This window comes from Arthrobacter sp. Bi83, assembly GCF_918698095.1.
Lineage (GTDB): Bacteria > Actinomycetota > Actinomycetes > Actinomycetales > Micrococcaceae > Arthrobacter.
The window spans coordinates 1-18,689 of sequence record NZ_CAKKLY010000071.1 but is presented as its reverse complement, the minus strand read 5'-3'; the positions used below and the strand labels follow the sequence as shown (position 1 = coordinate 18,689).

17 protein-coding genes are annotated in these 18,689 nt (G+C 66.9%); 4 read left to right on the top strand and 13 right to left on the bottom strand.

The genetic code is table 11. The features are described from left to right. Together LQ144_RS21305 and LQ144_RS21300 are read right to left on the bottom strand one after the other, a co-directional pair. A partial coding sequence (locus LQ144_RS21305) for an ABC transporter substrate-binding protein (RefSeq protein WP_230121242.1) occupies window positions 1-427 on the bottom strand: 427 nt, incomplete at its 3' end. A gap of 127 nt (window positions 428-554) precedes the next feature. Beyond that, window positions 555-1,169, bottom strand: coding sequence for a hypothetical protein (locus tag LQ144_RS21300; RefSeq protein WP_230121241.1), 615 nt, complete (start codon window positions 1,167-1,169; stop codon window positions 555-557). 177 nt (window positions 1,170-1,346) lie between these two features. Between LQ144_RS21300 and LQ144_RS21295 the strand changes: the two genes are divergently transcribed. Then, on the top strand, window positions 1,347-2,333 hold the full coding sequence (locus tag LQ144_RS21295; protein ID WP_230121240.1) for an ABC transporter substrate-binding protein: 987 nt from the start codon (window positions 1,347-1,349) through the stop codon (window positions 2,331-2,333). Window positions 2,334-2,478: 145 nt separating this feature from the next. Here the strand turns inward: LQ144_RS21295 and LQ144_RS21290 are convergent, their stop codons facing one another. The 8 genes from LQ144_RS21290 to LQ144_RS21255 are packed head-to-tail and all read right to left on the bottom strand — an operon-like array spanning window position 2,479 to window position 9,669. After that, window positions 2,479-2,625 carry a hypothetical protein gene (locus LQ144_RS21290; protein ID WP_230121239.1) on the bottom strand — a complete coding sequence of 49 codons (147 nt, stop codon included), beginning with the start codon at window positions 2,623-2,625 and terminating at the stop codon, window positions 2,479-2,481. Window positions 2,626-2,629: 4 nt separating this feature from the next. Next, entirely contained in the window at window positions 2,630-4,030 is a 1,401-nt protein-coding gene (locus LQ144_RS21285) for an NtaA/DmoA family FMN-dependent monooxygenase (protein ID WP_230121238.1), read from the bottom strand. Continuing rightward, a complete protein-coding gene (locus LQ144_RS21280) occupies window positions 4,023-5,255 on the bottom strand; it encodes an LLM class flavin-dependent oxidoreductase (RefSeq protein WP_230121237.1) in 1,233 nt (410 codons plus the stop codon). The genes LQ144_RS21285 and LQ144_RS21280 overlap by 8 nt, the downstream gene beginning before the upstream one ends. Continuing rightward, window positions 5,252-5,617 (bottom strand): DUF1684 domain-containing protein, encoded by a 366-nt coding sequence (locus tag LQ144_RS21275; RefSeq protein ID WP_230121236.1) that lies wholly within the window; start codon window positions 5,615-5,617, stop codon window positions 5,252-5,254. The genes LQ144_RS21280 and LQ144_RS21275 overlap by 4 nt, the downstream gene beginning before the upstream one ends. Further along, window positions 5,595-6,758, bottom strand: a complete 1,164-nt coding sequence (locus LQ144_RS21270) for an LLM class flavin-dependent oxidoreductase (RefSeq protein WP_230121235.1) — start codon at window positions 6,756-6,758, stop codon at window positions 5,595-5,597. The genes LQ144_RS21275 and LQ144_RS21270 overlap by 23 nt, the downstream gene beginning before the upstream one ends. Beyond that, window positions 6,755-7,810: an ABC transporter substrate-binding protein gene (locus LQ144_RS21265; protein WP_230121234.1), complete on the bottom strand. Its 1,056-nt coding sequence runs from the start codon at window positions 7,808-7,810 to the stop codon at window positions 6,755-6,757. The genes LQ144_RS21270 and LQ144_RS21265 overlap by 4 nt, the downstream gene beginning before the upstream one ends. Window positions 7,811-7,819: 9 nt before the next feature. Further along, window positions 7,820-8,629, bottom strand: coding sequence for an amino acid ABC transporter ATP-binding protein (locus LQ144_RS21260; protein WP_230121233.1), 810 nt, complete (start codon window positions 8,627-8,629; stop codon window positions 7,820-7,822). Next, window positions 8,626-9,669: an amino acid ABC transporter permease gene (locus tag LQ144_RS21255; RefSeq protein WP_230121232.1), complete on the bottom strand. Its 1,044-nt coding sequence runs from the start codon at window positions 9,667-9,669 to the stop codon at window positions 8,626-8,628. Before LQ144_RS21255 ends, LQ144_RS21260 begins: the two co-directional genes overlap by 4 nt. Window positions 9,670-9,916: 247 nt before the next feature. Between LQ144_RS21255 and LQ144_RS21250 the strand changes: the two genes are divergently transcribed. Next, the gene (locus LQ144_RS21250) at window positions 9,917-11,875 is read left to right on the top strand and encodes an FAD/NAD(P)-binding protein (RefSeq protein WP_230121231.1); all 1,959 of its coding nucleotides are present in this window, start codon (window positions 9,917-9,919) and stop codon (window positions 11,873-11,875) included. 80 nt (window positions 11,876-11,955) lie between these two features. After that, complete coding sequence (locus LQ144_RS21245; RefSeq protein WP_230121244.1) at window positions 11,956-12,420, top strand: GNAT family N-acetyltransferase; 465 nt, start codon at window positions 11,956-11,958, stop codon at window positions 12,418-12,420. A gap of 42 nt (window positions 12,421-12,462) precedes the next feature. Here the strand turns inward: LQ144_RS21245 and LQ144_RS21240 are convergent, their stop codons facing one another. Both LQ144_RS21240 and LQ144_RS21235 read right to left on the bottom strand, forming a co-directional pair. Next, the gene (locus LQ144_RS21240) at window positions 12,463-13,602 is read right to left on the bottom strand and encodes a hypothetical protein (RefSeq protein ID WP_230121230.1); all 1,140 of its coding nucleotides are present in this window, start codon (window positions 13,600-13,602) and stop codon (window positions 12,463-12,465) included. A gap of 104 nt (window positions 13,603-13,706) precedes the next feature. After that, window positions 13,707-15,911: a multicopper oxidase domain-containing protein gene (locus LQ144_RS21235; RefSeq protein WP_230121229.1), complete on the bottom strand. Its 2,205-nt coding sequence runs from the start codon at window positions 15,909-15,911 to the stop codon at window positions 13,707-13,709. A gap of 826 nt (window positions 15,912-16,737) precedes the next feature. Between LQ144_RS21235 and LQ144_RS21230 the strand changes: the two genes are divergently transcribed. Further along, window positions 16,738-17,589 carry an alpha/beta fold hydrolase gene (locus tag LQ144_RS21230; RefSeq protein ID WP_230121243.1) on the top strand — a complete coding sequence of 284 codons (852 nt, stop codon included), beginning with the start codon at window positions 16,738-16,740 and terminating at the stop codon, window positions 17,587-17,589. Window positions 17,590-17,612: 23 nt separating this feature from the next. Here the strand turns inward: LQ144_RS21230 and LQ144_RS21225 are convergent. Beyond that, window positions 17,613-18,689, bottom strand: a 1,077-nt coding sequence (locus tag LQ144_RS21225; protein ID WP_230121228.1) for a VCBS repeat-containing protein, incomplete at its 5' end; no start/stop codon positions are given.

Here is an 18,689-nt window from a genome sequence, read left to right as displayed (position 1 = left end):
TGATGGATTCGCCCTTGCTCTTGACGAACGAGTTGATGGCCGGGTTCGGGCCGATGTAGGTCGCGTCGATGGCCCCGGCGTTGAGCGCCTCGATGGCCGCCGGGCCGGCGTTGAACACCTGCGTGGACAGTTTGGTGCTGCCCAGGTTGTCCTTGATAAAGCCCTGATTGACGCCCACCAGGGCCGCGGCGTGCGTGACATTGCCGAAGTAACCCAGCTTCAGTTCCGTAGCGGGACTGGTGGTGACAGCGGTGTTTGCGGCTGCGGTGTCAGTGTTGCGGATCGAGCTGGCGGCCACTGCGGCGCCTGCGCCGAGGACGGCCAGCAGGCCAACGGCGATGCCTATTTTGAGCCGGCGGGGGCGATTGGGGCGGGTCTCTCCCGCGGCGATCCGGGTGGACCCCGGATTGTCCTTTGACGTCGACATGGTGTTCCTTCGGGGGTTTGTTGGGGGGTGTTGGACTGAGATTACGTAGAGCCTCAACCCGCCCACAATGGCCGCCGTAGCAGGGATTCACCGGAGGTCGCGGACGTTCACGGGAGGTCGTAAACCGTTAAAAATCCTCCGGCGCAGACCTCAGCGTCTCCAGGACCGCAGGCAGGAGGCGCTGGTTCCGTCCCCATACCGGATCGAGCAGTTCGACGTACCAGGAATCCGCCAGGACGAGGGCGAGCGTTTCGTTGCTCTCCTCCGCCCAGTCCCGGATCTGCTCCGCCTCGATGGGGCTCTCGCTGGTCCCCAGGACGGTGGCTACGTCCTCGCCGTCGAGCGTCACGGGAATGGACGCGCGGCTCATCTCGCCCGGGGCATGGGCGATGGCAACAAATTCCGTTTGCGTGGAAAGCTGCAGGAGGCGCCGTGCCGACTCCGTGGAGCAGAAACCCGTGACGTACTCCCGCTGCGCATGGCTGGCGTCCGCGGCAAGTCCCGGCTGGGACTCCTTCGTGAAGAGCCCGCTGCGGTTGATCTTGGCCAGTTGCCCGGCGATGGGCCGCGTTTCGTCATCAAAGTCCGGGGCAAGCGTTCCCGCCTGGTATTCGCTCTTGCCTTCCAGCCATCGTGCGGTCAGCTCCCCGGCGGCGGCCAGCGTGGTTGCCTGCCGCCACACTTCCCTGTCCACCAGGAGCCGGCCGTAACTGTCCCGTTCGTCCGTGAAGTGATTGTTCATAGTTCGAGACTAGACGCGGTTGCTGCCGGCCGGACAGGGGATATGACGCCTGCAGACGCAGGATTAACCGCCGTTACTCCGTGTCTCCCTTGGTTTCAGAACCTTTTGACCCGGCTATTTCGCTGCCGGATAGTTGCTGCGACAACCATTGCATCCGACACTTCCAAGGGGAAAATCATGGCCCGTTTCATTCTCAAGCCCGGCGTTGGCGTCGCCTTGGCAGCCACCACTCTGCTGGGACTTTCCGCCTGCTCCGACCCCGGTGCCGCGGCGGCCGGGAATGCCGGAACGGCCACGGCGGCTTCGTCGTCAGCCGCCAAGACCTTCAACCTTTCCCCGCAGCAGGACCGCGTCCCCGTCACCGTTGACCCGGCGGCCGCCGCCCTTGTTCCGGAGGCCATCAAGAAAGACGGAAAGCTGACGGTGGCGGTCAGCCCGTTCGCACCGCCCCTGGCGGTGTACGCCACCGACAACAAGACGCCGGTGGGCAACGAGGTGGACATCGCCGTCGCGCTGGCACAGACCCTGGGGCTGGAAGCGGACATTGTTCCCACGGCCTGGGCGGACTGGCCGCTCGGCGTTGAGTCGGGCAAGTACGAGGCCGTGCTGTCCAACGTAACCGTCACCGAGGAACGAAAGCTCAAATACGACTTCGCGAGCTACCGGGACGACAAGCTGGGGTTCTACGCCAAGAGCGACAGCGGCGTGACCAAAGTTGAATCCGCCGCGGACGTGGCCGGGAAGCGCGTCATCGTGGGCTCGGGCACCAACCAGGAGTCCATCCTGCTGCGCTGGGACGAGGAGAACAAGGCGAAGGGGCTCAAGCCGGTCGAATTCCAGTACTACGACGACGACTCCGCCTCGAACCTGGCCCTGCAGTCCGGCCGGGCGGACCTGACGTTCGGGCCGAATGCCACCGCAGCGTACAAGGCGGCCAGCGATGCCAAGACGAAGCTGGTGGGCCTGGTGGACGGCGGCTGGCCGCTGAAGGCCAGCATTGCCGCCACCACCAAGAAGGGCAACGGCTTCGCGGCCGCCGCCCAGGCCGGACTGAACCACCTGATCCAGGACGGCAGCTACGCCAAGATCCTGGACCGTTGGGGCCTCTCCGCCGAAGCCGTGCAGAAGTCAGAACTGAACCCGGCCGGCTTGCCCAAGAAGTAGCCTCACCTTTCATCGGTTGCTCCGTAACTGCCCTTATCCCGCGCCAAAACGGCAGTTACGGAGCAGTCGACGGGGTGCCCATCGGCTGCTCCGTCACCGCCTTTTTGTTGGGCAAAAGCGACAGTAGCGGAGCAACCGTTGAGCATCAGAGCATCTGCTCCCAGACCGTCAGCTGGAGCCGGATGGTGCCGGCTGAGGTGTCGGTTTGTTTGCCGCCTGCCGTCGTCCAGCCCGCGGCCCGGCCTCCGGCCTGCACGTCGTTCCCGGTGGCGTCCGGCCCGGTGCTGCGCACGTTCTTACACCTCCTGCGCGACGCCGGCGTCCTGGCGGACCGGGGATGCCAGCCCCAGGTTCTCCCGCAGGGTGCTTCCGGCGTACTCGGTGGGGTAGACGCCCCGTTCCTGCAGCGCAGGGACGAGGTGGTTGACGATGTCGTCCAGGCCCGTGGGGATCAGCCACGGTGAGATGTTGAACCCGTCCACGGCGCCCGTGCGTGCGTAGTCGACCAGCCGGTCAGCCACCTCCGTGTAGGAGCCGGTGAAGGTGGCGTCAACCCGGCTGGTTTTCGCGGAGACGAATTGCCTGATGGTGAGTCCCTTTTCCTTCGCCTCCGCCCGCCACTGGTCCGCCAGATGCCGTGCCTTGGCGCCGTGGAAGCCGCTGCCGCGGGTCTCGGACGTCTCCTCCACCACCGGATCGATCTCCGGCAGGGGGCCGTCCGGATCAAACTCCTGAAGTTCCCGCCCCCAGAACTGTTCAAGGTAGGCGATGGCCTGTTGCGGGCCGATCTGCAGGTTACGCACCCATTCCTTCTTCTCCCGGGCCTCCTGCGGCGTGGGTGCGAGGATGAATTCGCTGGCCGGCATGATCTTGACGTCGTTGGCGCCGCGGCCCGCCTTGAGTGTGCGTTCCACGATGTCGCGGCGGAAGTTGAGGGCGTCGTCAAACTTGGGGTGGGCAGAGAAGATGACGTCTGCCTGCCGCGCCGCGAAGTCGCGCCCGTCCGGCGAATCGCCTGCCTGGAACAGCACCGGCCTGTACTGGGCGCTCCGCGGCAGCTTGGGCCGGTAGTCCACAGAGTAGTGCTGGCCTTCATGGTGCACGGGCCGGGCAGAACCGGGAGAAGACCAGGATTCAGCGGCGGGGGAGGCGGCCACGGCACCCTCCTCCCAGGAGTCCCAGATCCTCTTGGCCGTTTCCACGAACGCCTCGGCGTGGACGTAGCGGTCCGCGTGGTCCAGGTAGCCGCCGCGGCGGAAGTTGGCCCCGGTCCAGGCGTTGTCCGTGGTGACGACGTTCCAGGCCGCGCGTCCGCCGGAGATCAGGTCCAGGGTGGACAGCCGGTGGGCGAGGTCCGCGGGATCGTTGTACGTGGTGTTCTGGGTGGCTACGAGTCCGATGTGCGAGGTCACCGAGGCGAGGGCCGCGAGCATGGTCTGGGCGTCGGGCCGGCCTGCCACGTCCAGTGCGTGCGGGCGGCCGAGGTGCTCGCGCAGCCGCAGCCCCTCGCCCAGGAAAAAGGCGGCGAACAGGCCGCGCTCGGCGGTCTGGGCAATGCGGCGGAACGATTCGAAGTCCGTCTGCGATCCTGATTGCGGCGACTTCCAGATGGTCCCGGAGTTCACGCCCTGGAAGAAGATGCCGAGCTGCAGCTGGCCGGACGGCACAAAGCCGCTGCCGATGGATGTGTCAGTCATTGTTCTCTCCCTGGTGTGCGGTGGAGCTTGCGGCCGGGCCTGCGAGGACGGAATCTGCGCCATGGCGCGCGGTGGCGTAGCGGCTGGCAGGGCGTTGCAGACCGAGCAACTGGCGGAACGTGGTGTCCGGCTGCACCGGCGCCAGCACGCCGCGGCGCCGCAGCGAGGGAAGGACCAGCTGTGCCAGTTCCTCGAGGTCCACGTCAAGGACCGCCGGGTGCAGGCGCACGCCGTCGGCCGTTTCCAAAAGCGTGGTCAGCAGCTCGATCAGCTCCGGCGCGGTGCCGACGAACCGGGCCCGGGTGCTCTCCCATGGGGTGTGCGCGTTTAGCTCCGCGAGCCGCCCTTCCGCGGCCTGGCCGCGGGCATCGAGGACGACGTCGAGCTCGGCAATCACGGCAGGGGCGCCACCCGCTGTGGCGGCCAAAGCGCTGCGGGCTTCGGCCACCTCGGCAGCCAGCAGGTCAGGCGTGGGCGCCGAAACAAGCAGGGCATCCGTTGCCCCGGCGGACGGCCGGCCCGAAGCCAGCAGGCCTGCCGGCACCACCACTGGCAGTTGCCCCTGGAGCGGCCGGGGAATGATCGAGGGACCCTTGACGGAGTACGTTGCACCCACGGCGTCGGCCCCGCTTTCAAAGCCGCCCCCGCCTTCGAAATCGACATAGTGCAGCTTGTCGACGTCCAGGTACCGTCCCGTGGCGACGTCGCGGATCACCGCGTCGTCCTCCCAGGAGTCCCAGAGCCGGCGGCTGACCTCGATGGAGTCCGCGGCCTCCCGCCCCAGTCCGGCGCCGCTGACGGTCTGGCGCCCGACGGCGGCGGCGTCTGCCGCGCTGTCCGACGCGGCAACCAGCCAGCCGGCACGCCCGCCCGACACGTAATCGAGGCTTGCCAGCTGCGTGGAGACGTGGAAAGGCTCGGTGTAGACGGTGTCCACCTCCGGCACCACAATGATGGAGCTTGTCACCGGTCCGGCAAAGGCCGCGCGCTGGAGGGCGTTCAGCTGGCCGGTGATTCCGGTGCCGCCGGGCACAGCGCCATCCGCGAAGGTCGCCACATGGAAGCCGGCGGATTCAGCGGCCAGCACCGTGGCCCGGATCCGGGTTCCGTCCAGCAGTTCAGCTGGAGTGTGCCGCGCCTTGCGCCAGGCGGCGGGGTGGGCGCCGTCGCCGTCGAGCTCCAGGGCAAGAAAACCCGGCCGGGCCGGAATCGGGGGAGTGCTCACTGCTGTTCCTGCCTTTCGTAGGGGGTCTGCTCTCCGGCCTCGATGGCCACGGGCAGCCGGTTTTCGGCTGGCGGCAGCGGGCAGGTGGCGAGGTCTGTGTAGGCGCAGGGCAGGTTCACGGCGCGGTTGAAGCCGCGGTACTGGTTGAGCAGCGGGTTCTCCGGGTGCCGGGGCCGGACGATGTACTCACCGCCGCGCTTGGCCAGTTCGACGACGGCGTCCCCCGCCGTGAGGTTGAGTCCGTCCCGTTCCGCGATCGGACCGAACACGACGGTGACGCTGCCGCCGTCGTCCTCCATGTCGAGATCCGGTCTCGACAAGCTCGACCAGCCGTTCGTTTCAGTGTGCGTAGACGTGGGCATGGTCGCTCCTGTGGTCGTCGTGGTCGGCGCTGACTGCTGAGGCTGCGTCCGGCTCGGTGGCTCCCGCGGACTTGGGACGGCCACCGAACGGATCGGCTGGTTCCCACAAACTCGTGGGAGCTGCGGCCCGGACGGCAGGAATGACCTCGAGCGCAAACCGCTCGAGGATCTCCAGCTGCTGCCCGAACGGAAGGGTGGTTGGCAGGGAGATGGACTGCAGGTCGTGACCGTAAAGCCCGTGGTAGCTGAGGATCTTGTCGATCACCTGCTCCGGGCTGCCCACGAGGGCAGGGCCCTCCGCCACAGCGTGGTCAATGTCCCGGAACGGCGAGTTGTTGCCCGGGACGTTGCGGTTGGCGGTCAGCGCCTCATACACCGGGCCGAACTGGCGCTTGGCTTCCTGCGTGGTGTCCGCAAGGAAGACGCCGCCCGCGCCGCTGCCGGAGCCGAGGTACTGGTGCCGGGGGTCGTGGCCGTGGAACTCGTATTCCTCGCGGTAGTGGTCGATGAGCACCTTGTAGTTCTCACGCGGCTGGATGGCGTTCGCGGTGAACAGCGGATCCCCCCATTGGGCCGCCAGCCCGGCCGAGGTCAGCGTGGTGGCGGAGCCGTGCCACACCCGGGGCGCGCCGGCAAACGGGCGCGGCGTGGTGGTGGTTTCGGCCAACGGGGCGCGGAAGCGGCCGGACCACGTGACGCCCTCCTCGCGCCAGAGCCGACGCAGCAGCGAGTACTTCTCGGCCAGCAGGTCCCACTGGTCGGCCAGATCCAGGCCGAACAACGGGTACTGCAGCACCTCGTTGCCTTTGCCGATCACCAGCTCAAGCCGTCCCCGGCTCAGCTGGTCGATCGTGTCGTAGTCCTCGGCCACACGCACGGGGTCGAGCACGGACAGGACCGTCACCCCGCTCTGCAGCCTAATCCTGCGGGTGACGGCGGCGATGGCAGCCAGCACCGTGGTGGGGGAAGACGAGATGAACTCTCCGGCGTGCCGTTCGCCCACCGAGAAGCTGTCATACCCGAGTTCCTCAGCGCGCCGGGCCGTCTGCACCACCTGGTTCAGCCGGTCCGCCGTCGAGACGATCCCTCCGGTGAGCGGGTTTTTCAGGTGGGGGATGATGTCGAGGACCTGGAACTTCATGCCGCGGCCTTGAACGTTGCCTCGGTGACGGTCTTGGACTCCGGCAGGGCCTCCTCGGACAGGCCCCAGCGGTCCAGCACCTTGGCGTAGGAACCGTCCTTGATGGCCGAGTTCAGCGCCGCCGTGATGGCCGGGGCCAGGCCGTTGCCTTTCAGCGTGGTGGCCGCCACGAGGGTCTCGGAGGGCCAGCCGGCGTTGACCTTGCCCACGATCTTCAGGTCGTCACGGGTGTTTTCCCGGTACACCGTGGACGGGTACGGCGCGATGTTCAGGTCGGTCCGGCCGGAGGACAACGCGAGGATGGTGTCAGCGTCCGAGGAGTAGTACTGCAGGGTGGCCGGCGCCTTGCCTTTGTCTTCGAGCTCCTTGTTCCAGGCCAGCAGGATCTTTTCCTGGTTCGTGCCGGAGCCCACGGAAACCTTCAGGCCGGAGATGTCGTCCGCGCCCTTGATGTCGTAGGAGGAGGTCTTCTTGGCCTCGAACCCCATGTACGCGGCCCGGTAGCTGGCGAAGTCGAACAGCTTCACCCGGTCCTTGTTGATGCCCACGTTGGAGAACACCGCCTCGAAGTCGCCGGACTGGGTCTTGAGCGGCCAGTTTTCCCAGGACGTCACCTGGATGTCGAGGTCCAGGCCCAGCTTGTCCGCCACCAGCTGCGCGATATCCAGCTCCGAGCCGATCGGCGTTTTGTCGTCCGTGGCGTGGAAGGACAGCGGAATGGAGCCGGCCGTGGTGGCCACGGTCAGCTTGCCGTCCTTGCCGATCAGCGCGGGAACCTTCGCGGCCAGCTCGTCGATCTTTTTCGCCCTGATCCGCTGCTGGTCCGGAGAGGTGTTGTAGACCACCCCGTTGCGTGCCGCCGTCGTCGCCGGGTTCTGGCCCGAAGCGCCGGCACCGGCGGCTGCCGCCCCCGGATCGGAGCAGCCGGACACCGCAGCGGCGCCGATGAGCGCCGCGGCACTGAGAAGCACGACGGCGGGACGCACCGGAAGAGCGCGGGTTCGGGCTCCGGCGCGTTGCTTGGCTGCGGACTGGCGGGGAAAGAGTCCCATGGGAGTTCCTTAGATGTTGAAAGCGGGTTCGATGACCTTGGAGAAGAAGCTCCGGGTCCGTTCTTCCTGCGGGTTGGTGAAGATGTCCTTGGGGGCGCCCTGTTCCACGATCTGGCCTTGGTCCATGAACACCACGGTGTCGGCGACGTCGCGGGCGAAGCCCATCTCGTGCGTGACGATGATCAGGGTGGTCCCGGACTTGGCGAGTTCGCGGATCACGTCGAGGACCTCGTTGACCAGTTCCGGGTCGAGGGCGGACGTGGGCTCGTCGAAGAGCAGGATCTTGGGATCCAGCGCGAGCGCCCGGGCAATGGCCACCCGCTGCTGCTGGCCGCCGGAGAGCTGCCGCGGATAGGCCCCGGCACGGTCCTTGAGCCCCACCCGGTCCAGCAGTTCGAGGCCGCGCTCGCGGGCTTCCGCCTTGGACCGGCCCTGGGCCACCACTGGGGCCTCGGCCACGTTTTCCAGGGCGGTCAGGTGCGGGAACAGGTTGAAGTTCTGGAACACCATGCCGATTTCGGTGCGCTGCTTCAGGATGTCCTTTTCGCGGAGTTCGTGGAGCCTGTTCCCGCGGACCCGGTAGCCCACCAGTTCGCCGTCGATCGCAATGAACCCGCCGTCCACCTTTTCCAGGTGGTTGATGGTCCGCAGCAGGGTGGATTTGCCCGAGCCGGAGGGTCCCACGATCACCGCCACGCCGCCGGGCTCAACGGTCAGGGAGATTCCCTTCAGCACTTCGGTGGCACCGAAGGCCTTGCGGACTTTCGTGATCTCCACGAGCCCGCGGGTGGTTTCGGGTGCAGCGGTGGCGGTGCTCATCGGAGGCTCCTTACGGGGGCATGGGTGGCGAAGAATTTCCGTGCCTTCTGCAGCGGGGTGAGCGGCAGGGTGCGCACCGCGCCCTTGGAGTAGTGCCGCTCGATGTAGTACTGGAAAACACTGAGCACCGAGGTGATCACCACGTACCAGAGGGTGGCCACCAAGAGCAGCGGCAGGACCTGCTGCGTGCGGTTGTAGATCACCTGGACCGTGTAGAACAGCTCCGAATAGGCCAGGACGTACACGATGGAGGTGCCCTTGACCAGGCCGATGATCTCGTTGAAGGCAGTGGGAAGGATGGCGCGCATCGCCTGCGGCAGCACGATCCGGGTGGACCGGCGCCAGGCCGGAATGCCCAGCGCGGCTGCCGCTTCGAGCTGCCCCTGATCCACGGACAGGATGCCGCCGCGGATGATTTCCGCTGAGTAGGCTGCCTGGTTCAGGGTCAGACCGAGCACTGCTGCCGCAAACTGGCTGATCAGTGTGGTGGTCTGGACCTCGAAGAAGCGGATGTCCGTGAACGGGATGCCCAGGCTGATCTTCTCGTAGAGATACCCCAGGTTGTACCAAAGCAGCATCTGGACCAGGAGCGGGGTGGACCGGAAGATCCACGAGAACGTCCAGGACACGGACAACAGCAGCGGGGAGGCGGAGAGCCGCATGAGGGCCAGGATGAAGCCCAGGACAAACCCGAGCACGCCGGAGATTGCGGTGAGCTTGAGCGTCTCCAGGAGGCCCTTCACCACGGACTGGGCGGTGAACCACTGCCCCACCACGTCCCACTCCCAGCGCGGGTTAGTCGCCAGGGACCAGGCCACCGCCGCAAGGCCCAGTGCGACGACGGCCGTCCCCACCCAGCGCCACGGCCGGGGCGCCGAGACGAGGGAGTAGTCGGCGTAGTCGGTGGCGGGTTTCCGTGGGCCGGGTTTCGTTGGTCCGGGAACCCTTCCGGCCGTGCCGGCGGCGGCCTCCGCGGTTCCGGGTGCGGCGGACGCCGGCTCCGGTGCGGACTGCGACACCTTGGTTGCTGCTGAACTCATGCGCCACCTCGCTTCTTCCAGTTGGTGTTTTCGGGGGTCGGTTGGCTGCCAATCTAGGTCCGCCGGGAACCTCCGGCAAAGCGCCTGGTTGCATTCGTTCATCCGGCTTAGCGGGGCGTCATGAGACGAATTCTTGCGCTGATTTACGCGCCGTTACGCGGGGTGAACAGCCGTTACCCGCCCCTCGACCCGGGCCGGTTTTGCACCCTAGCCTGAGGCTCCCAAGCCGTCCCGATCAGGAGTGCCGATGCCAGCGCAGAACCCTTCCGTCGTCTTCCTCGGCGGCGGTCCGCGCACCGCAGGTATCCTGGAGCGGCTCGCCGCGAACCGGCCCGAGCTGGCGGACGTCCCTCTAGACATCCACGTCGTGGAACCCTACGAGCCCGGGTCCGGCAGGATCTGGCGCTTCGGCCAGCACCCCGGACTCATGCTGAACTCGGCCGCCGCGGACGTCACCATGTTCACCGACTCCTCGGTGCAGTGCGATGGGCCGCCGGCTGACGGCCCGGGCCTGGCCGAATGGGCGGCAGGAGTGCTCGGTGGCTCCATCACTGACGTTCCCGCGTTGCCACCTGCCCTGCTGGGGCAGCTGCGCTCGCTGTCGGGGACCACGTTTCCCACCCGCCAGCTGCAGAGCAAATACCTCGAGTGGTTCTTCCGCCGGGCTGTCCGAGCGCTCGGCGGCGATGTCAGTGTCACGGTCCACCGGGACACAGCAGTGGGTGTGGAACCCGACGGCGCGCGGTACGGCGTGCGGCTGGCCGGCGGCGGCACGCTGCACGCCGACGTCGTCATCGCGGCGCTGGGCCATACGGACTCCCAGCCGGATGCCCGGTCGGCCGGCTGGACAGGTTTCGCCGCCCGGCACGGCGGGTTCCATGCGGCACCCAGCTATACCACCGACGTCGACTACTCACCGATTACCGCGGGACAGGACGTCATCGTCTCCGGCATGGGACTCGCGTTCGTTGACCTGCTGGTGCTGCTGATGGAAGGCCGCGGAGGCCGGTTTGAAGAGATGTCCGACGGCGGCCTCCGTTACGTTCCGTCCGGGGCCGAGCCCCGGCTGTGGGCGGGATCGCGGCGCGGCGTGCCCTACCATTCCAAGATCAGCTCAGCCCTGCGCGGCGAGCCGGCCGGAGATCCGCGGTTTTTCACGGCCGGAGCCGTCCAGGCGCTGCTGGCGCGCCACGGCGAGCTGGATTTCCGTACCCAGCTGTGGCCGCTCATCGCCAAGGACGCCGGCCATGGCTACTACCGTGAGCTGTTTACCGGCAGCCCGGAACGGGTCAGCATGGGCTGGACCGAGTTCTCGGCCCGGTTTTCCGACCTCGACTGGTACAGCAGCGGCCGCCGGGACCTCGTGGCGGCGGCCGTCCCCGATGCGGCCCTGCACCTGGACCTTGAGCGGCTGGACCGGCCTTTCGGCGGGCGGCAGTTCGCCGGCCACCGGGAGGTCCAGAATGCGGTGGCCGGCTACATCGGCCACGACCTCGAGCTGCGGACCGGCCTCGACCATCCGGAAACCTTGGCGCTGTTCATAGCGCTCCTCAAGGTCTACATGGAACTGGGACGGATCGTCCCGCCCGAACGGCTGAACGCACGCTCCCAGCAGGAGGTCCAGGACTGGTGGCACGGCTTCTTCAGCTTCGTGGATTCCGGGCCTCCGCCGCGGCGGCTGCGCGAGATGCTGGCGCTTCACCGGGCCGGGCTGCTGCAGTTCCTGGGGCCGGGCCTGGACGTGGCCGCGGATGAGGCGACAGGCTATTTCGTGGCAACGTCGTCGCAGTCGGACGTGACGGTACGGGCCAGGGCCTTCATCGAGGCCAGACTCCCGGCTCCATCCGTGGCACGGTCCGCCAATCCGCTGCTCCGGTCACTGCACGCCGCGGGTGTCGGCACCGAGCAGCACCTGCTGACGTCCGACGGCGCGCATTCAACGGGGCGGCTCCTCGTCTCCGCCGCGCACGAGCTCGTGGGCCGCGAAGGGGATGCCCAGGGCAGGATGTTCGGCGTGGGGCCGGGGACCTCCGGCTGGGGCGCGGGTGCGTTCGCCCGCCCGGGGACAAACGCCGCGCCCTTCCGCGAAAATGATGCCCTGGCCAGGAGAATCCTCACCGTAATCGCCGGGCTTCGTCCGCCACGTCCCGCGACCTCACGTACCGCTCCTTCACGTCCCGCTATTGCCGCCGTCGGAAAGGCCTGACCATGGAAACTGCCCCGCCCCAGTCCCCACCGCCGTCCGCGTCAGCGGACGCGGGGGGACTCGCTGTCTTGGAACTGCCCATGGACGACGCGCGCGTCCGGCCGCTGCTGGACGAGCTCGCCGTCGAGTACGACTCCCGCTACGGGGACCTGTTCGGCCGGGGCTCGGCCGCCGAGGAACTGAACAGATACCCGGCCGCAGAGTTCCAGGCTCCGGACGGGGCGTTGCTGATCATCCGGGAGAACGGCGAGTCCGTGGCCGGCGGAGCTTTCCGCCGCTACGACGCCCGGACTGCCGAGTTCAAGCGGATCTGGACCCACTCGGCGCACCGGCGGCGCGGGCTGGCCCGCCGGGTCCTGGCCGAGCTGGAACGGCTGGCCGGCGCGCGCGGGTACGGCAGGGTCTACCTCACCACCGGGCCGCGCCAGCCCGAGGCCAAACACCTGTACCTGAACACCGGCTACACGCCACACTTCGACCTGGCCGCCGATCCGGAAACCATCGGGCCCCTGGCGTTCACGAAGGACCTAGCGGAGCGGGACTAAATGCTTCGGCGGGGCGGGGCGCCCGGTTGGGGCCGGCTCACGTCACGGATGGGCGCTATGCGAGATGTCAGACGCGCTTCCTGCTTCGCCGAACCACCCCGGCACGGTGCCTGCCATCCCGAGTACGCCGACGGCGATTGCAGCAAGCGCCGTGATGGAGCGGAGGTGTGCTGATGCCGGGGGACGTGCTGCGGTGGCGCCCTTTCTGCCGGGCAGTGCATTACCGCCGCGGAGCAGGACGATGGCGACCACCAGGGTGGCGAGCTCAAGGATGCAGGCAGCGATATCGGCCAGGCCGACAAGTTCGGGGACACCGGCTTCGGGTCCGAAGGGGAGTCCGGCCGTGCGGGACCACAGCCACAGCGCCAGTGGGACTGCCGAGGCCGCTGCGACGGCCGGGAGTGCACCGCGGTGGTGCCGGCCGAGCATGCGCAGGCCAAGGATAAGCTCGGCCAAGGCCAGGACGAGGAAGAAGGCGCCGGCCGGAGCCCAGTGGTCAAGGTGCCCGGGTATGACAGCCCCGTGGATGGCCGCGCTGCCGAAAAGCGCCACGGCCACAAGCAGCCTGCTGAGGCCGATCGGCGCAGTTCGCGCCGGCCGCCGTTGGGCCCGGCTGATATCCATCCGGCCGCCGCGCATCGCCACCACCCAGCCGGTGAGCACGACGTTGGTGACCAGCAATATTCCGCTGCCATAGGCGATGGAGACCAGCTGCACCGTCAGTGACGCCTGGTCGAGATCGGACACCGAACTGCCGGTGGCCGCGTGGTGCATGGCGCCCATGAGCCGATGCTGCAGGGCATAGTCCCACGCAGAGTTAACGGCAAGCTGGGCCATCCCTGCGAGGGTGCCTGCCGCGGCGATCAGGAGGCCCGTGGCAATGAACTTACGGGGCCTGGAGAGCGCTGGTCCGAACCAGCGCATTGCCAGCGTGACGGCTGCCAGCACGGCCAACACGAAAACTGGAAGCGTGGCTGTGGACTCGCGAAGCCAGCTGGCGAATGGCTCCTGCGTGCGTTCGATTGCCCCGACTGCTCCGCGCAGCGACACCATCCAGAATCCGTCAGCGTAGGCCATGACCGCAGCCAGCGGCAGAACCGTGAGCCAGGGTACGGCCTGCCGCGCGGGGGCGGCAATGCTGTGCCCGTCGACGGAACTGCCGGACATCGTTTTCTCGGTCATCTCCGGTTACCTCGCATATCGGTTGTCGCACATTGGTTGTTGGGGCCGGGGCTCATCTGGTGGACAAGCCCCGGCCGTTTGTCTTACTGCCGGAGCCGGGACGGTTACGGTGTGATCTCCCAGCCGAACATCATGGCGTGGTCCTCGTGCGCCAGGTTGTGGCAGTGCGCCACGTACGGTCCCACGAAGTCCCGGAATCCCCGGTAGATGATCACCGACTCGCCAGGATCGAGAGCCACCAGGTCTTCACGCGAGACGTCGTCCGGGTGCGAGGGATTTCCCTTCGTCACGTCCTTGTTGTTCCGCATGACGGTCCGGTGCTCCTCCATGTGCAGATGGAAGGGATGCACCCAGCCGCCGCCGCCGTTGCGGATCTCCCAAAGGTTGAAGCTGCCCTTCTTTTGCTGGGCGAGGGGTGAGCGGCCGGCCCTGTTCTTCTTGCTGGTGGCCACCGTGTGGGGTTCGAATTCTTTGCCGTTGATGAGCCATTCCGTCTCGCCGCCAGCGGCGCCGCGCTCCACCTCGAAGATCAGCCGGTTGTCCAGCATGGTCTGCCAGTTGCTGGGCAGCGGCGGAAGGTCACGCATTTTGGTCGGAATGACGCTGTCATCCGGCGCATCGTCACCGATCACGAACTTGAGCACCGGGACCTTGTAGTTCGGATCGGGCGTGAACCGGGACGAGTTGGACCACATCCGCCCGTTGGGCATCTTCATGACGTTGGTCAAGTAGATGACGTCGCCTTTGGTGGTGGGCGTGCCGTCCTGGTAGCGGCTGAAATCGATGACCACCTCGCGGCGCTTCGCGGGCCACAGCTCGAAGGAACTGCGCTTGACCGGGAACGGAAGGAGCCCGCCGTCCGAGGCGATCTGGGTGAACTCCATGCACTGCTGCGCGTCGGGGATCCGGTACTGGCCCTCGAGCTCATCACCCTTGTATCCGAGCGAGACGGCGGACTTCGGTCCCTTCGTGGAGCTCATCAGCTTGAACTCGTAGATCCGGGCAATGGAGGCGTCCAGGAAACGGAAGCGGTACTTGCGCCGCTTCACCTCCATCACCGGGCTGGCCGTGCCGTTGACGGTGAAGATGTCGCCCACAAACCCATGGCTTGGGAAGTGCTTGTAGAAGGTCTTCCCCCACCACTCCGGGTGCTTCGCCGGGTTCTTCGCGGCTGGGAACTCGCCCTGCACATCGTGGATGTCCTTGTGCGTGGTCACGCCGTCGTCGAGCCGGCAGTCGTAGAAGGCGAGCGGGACGTCGTAGTCCACGTCGAATGATCCGTCCGGGTTGTCCTTCCGGACGCCCGGTAGGCGCAGCCCCTTCCGCTCGTCCCCCATGTCCATGCCGTTCTTCGGGTCATAGATCGGGTACAGCCCCACCATGCCCTTGTAAACATTTGAACCTGTGTGGTCCATGCGGTGGTCGTGGAACCAGAAGAAACTCTGCTTCTCGCGGTCATCTCCACCGGCGGGCCAGTTCAGGTACAGGTTGTCGCAGAACGTCTTCGGCAGGTAGCCCTCGTACTTGGGCCCGCTGGTCATGGAGTAGTGCGGGTTGCCGTCGCTCTCCGGTGCCGTGTGGCCGTTGTGCAGGTGGGTCAGGAAGGACCAGTCCGGGGAACCGAAGTCCTGGCGATCCAGGTTGAGCGGGTTCTCGTCCAAGTGGTTCTCGAAGCGGACCAGCGCCGGCCTGCCGTATTCGGCGTTGATCATGGGTCCGGGGAAGGTCCCGTTGAAGCCATAGATCGTGCTTTGCGGCAAAGTCCGCTTGGTGCCCGCAGGGTACGTCTTGCCCTTATCGTCAAACGAGACTGTCGGGCGGCCGTTTGCGTCGATCGGCAGCACCTGCGAGGTGGTGAACGCGTGCTGCCGCAACAGCAGGTCGATCTTATAGACGAGCGGGTCCGGATAGCCCACTTTGTTCGGCCAGATCTGGTGCTGCTCATTCTTAAAGGAACTCTGCTGGCCCTGGCCCGGGCCTGGCGGTTCGTTCCACTCGCTGTAGCCCTTCACAAAGCTGTCGCCCACCTTGGGTACAGGGGCCAGGGCCTTGGGAATAGTCAGCTTGTCGGTAAACGGGGCGATGATCAGCGGGCTGGTCGGGAAGGCCTCGATATAGAAGATCAGGTCGCCAAGCGCCGTTGACGTGGCAGCGAAAGCACCGTCCGGCGAGAGCAGACCTTTCTGGGCGAGCAGCGGGCCAGCCCAGCCCTGCGCCGCGACGAGCGCGGCGCCGGCTCCTCCGGCTGCCCCCAGCCGCAAGAGCGTACGGCGGGATACCCCGCCTGTGTTTGTAGATTCCTGCGACATCTGTCTGCGCCTCCTTCGTTTAGGGGCCGGAAAGGCCCCGCGGCCCCCGGTCATCGATACCCAGGCCGTTCCCGGAGCGTTGTGATCACCGGGGACTTCATGCCTTGCGGGGCCGACAGTGCGTTGTCGTTGCCCCGCGCAACCACTGTGGGGTGCAGGACTTGGGAAAACATTGCTATCAGCGGGGTGCATGACCCCTCAATGAGATGGGTATAGGAATGCCTGCCTGCAAGGTGGTCATCGGCTGGGCGAACGACGGCGGCACTCTTCTCCAGCGGAAACGCCGGGCCAGTTAGCCGGAACCGTTGCTTGCGTCCCGGCATGCGCATAGCCTGTGTCTCGCAAGTGTTCTTCAAACCTTGTTGGGGGGAGGCTTGAACAGCCTTCATCTCGAGGGGCACTTGCCGAAAAGGCTGGCTCCACGGTCTCAGCACGCCTGGAGCCAGCTTCGGCATCTCTGGACGCGAAACGCCGGCGGCAGGCAGCACAATCCGCTGCCCCTAAAGACTGGCTTCAGCAGTGTCCCGGGGAAGCGGCTCCTGAACATTCGTGTACGTAGCCGGGTTGCTCTCGCCAGGTCCTCCCGTGCAGGTCCTCCCACGCCACACGCGTACTCGTCAGTAACTTAGCGGCTTGGGTGGCCGATCGCCTTTGGTCAGGACCAGCGGCGGCCGGGCTGAATGCATGCACAGAAGTGCAAAGGGCATGTGGGCAGGCATGCGGGCTGCCTACGCTCGAAAGGCCGCCCCATGATCTAGGTCACACCCTCACCGTGGCCATTCTGGCCGGCGCACGTCCCGCAGGCACGCAAAACGAAGAGGTTTCCATGTCGCTGCTCAAGAAAATTGTCTCAATAGCCGCCGTCGCGCTCCTTGCCGGCTGCCTCGGTGCGCTGCCCGCCCAGGCCGACGCCATCGATGTCTCTCCTCCCGGAGCCAATGACTGGTCCTGCAAGCCGTCGGCGGCCCACCCCTATCCGGTGATCCTGGTTCCCGGGACCTTCGAGAACATGGCGAAGAACTGGGTCACCATGTCTCCGTACCTCAAGAACGCGGGGTACTGCGTCTTCGCCCTTAACTACGGCGAAACCAACGGAGTGGACGCCACGGCACCCGTAGCCGACTCCGCCCGGGAGCTCGCCCCGTTCGTTGATGCGGTGCTGGCTGCGACGGGGGCAAAGAAGGTGAACCTGGTGGGACACAGCCAGGGTGGAATGATGCCGCGCTACTATATGGGATTCCTCGGCGGGGCCAAAAAGGTCAACCAGCTCGTGGGAATCGCACCCTCCAACCACGGAACGCAGGGAGTAATTGCCCCGCCGCCGGACGTCGTGCCGCCGGTGGCCGGTTCCGCCGGTTTCGCCTGCGCCGCGTGCGCAGACCAGCAGGCAGGATCGGCGTTCCTGCAGAAACTGAACTCCATCGGAGACACGGTGGCAGGTCCTGCCTACACCGTGATTTCAACCACGCACGACGAGGTGGTCACTCCCTACCAAAGTCAGTTCCTCTCAGGTCCGGCGAGGCAGGTCACCAACATCACCATCCAGGACAAGTGCCCGGCCGATCTGATCGGACACGACCAGACTCCCAGCGACCCCGTGGTCCGGCAGCTCGTTGCCAACGCTCTCGGGATGACGGCCGGTCCCGCCGACCCCGCCTTCCAGCCCAGGTGCCTCTAACGGACCATGCCGCCGCAACGTGCTCAGAAGAGCGGGGCGAGCCCGTTCCAGCCTGCCCCCACCCGCACACGTGAAAGGAAGGTGCCGGCGCCGCTGCCGGGGTAGAGCCACAGCACGCCGGCGGCGTCACGCGCCAGCACGTCAGCGGTGCGGTCACCGTTGAAATCACCGGGGCTGACGACGGCGGTCATGACGTTCCATCCGACGCCTACCCTGATGCGGGGGAGCCAGCCGCCGGTACCGCTGCCGGGGTACAGCCACAGCAGGCCGGTGGCTGTTTCCCGTGCCAGCACATCCACGGCACCGTCGCCGTTGAAGTCGCCGGGGCCCACGAGGGCATTGAAGACGTTCCACCCGGTGCCCACCCTGACGCGCGGCAGGAATCCTCCGGTGCCGCTGCCGCGGTACAGCCAGAGGGCTCCAGTGGCGGTTTCACGCGCCAGGACGTCGACGCGCTGGTCGCCGTTGAAGTCACCCGGCCCAATGATGGCGCTGAAGATGTTCCAGCCGATGCCCACCTTAACGCGGGCCAGGAATCCGCCGGTGCCGTTGCCGCGGTAGAGCCAGAGGTTGCCGGTGGCCGTCTCACGGGCAAGCACGTCCAGCGGGCCGTCGCCGTTGAAGTCGCCAGGGGTCTCAAGTGCGTTGAAGCCGTTCCAGCCGGTACCGATGCGCTGGCCGGGAAGCCTGCCGCCGTGCCCGGTCCCCGGGTACATCCGCAGCTCTGCGGTGGCCGTGACCCGGGCCAGGATGTCGGTGTTCCAGTCCCCGTTAAAGTCCGCCGTCGACCGCGACAAGGCGGACGCAGGGACGGGCAGGGGAGTGAACGCGTACGGGTCGCAGGTCAGGTCGTAGTCCCGGACGTCGTCGTACCACTGTGACAGGTACACACGCCCACCGGAGAAGCTGGGCTTGCGGCAGAGATCGAGGGCCTCGGAGGGGAAATCGAGACGGCCGGCCGTGGCCCAGACGGGCACGCCGGGCAGCCGCCAGGAACGGGTAATGCTTGCCCAGCCGGAGGCGAAGGAATAGACGCCATAGGAGAAGCGGGCATCCCGCAGGCCGCGCATCAGGCCCTCGATGACATATCGGTTTTCGCG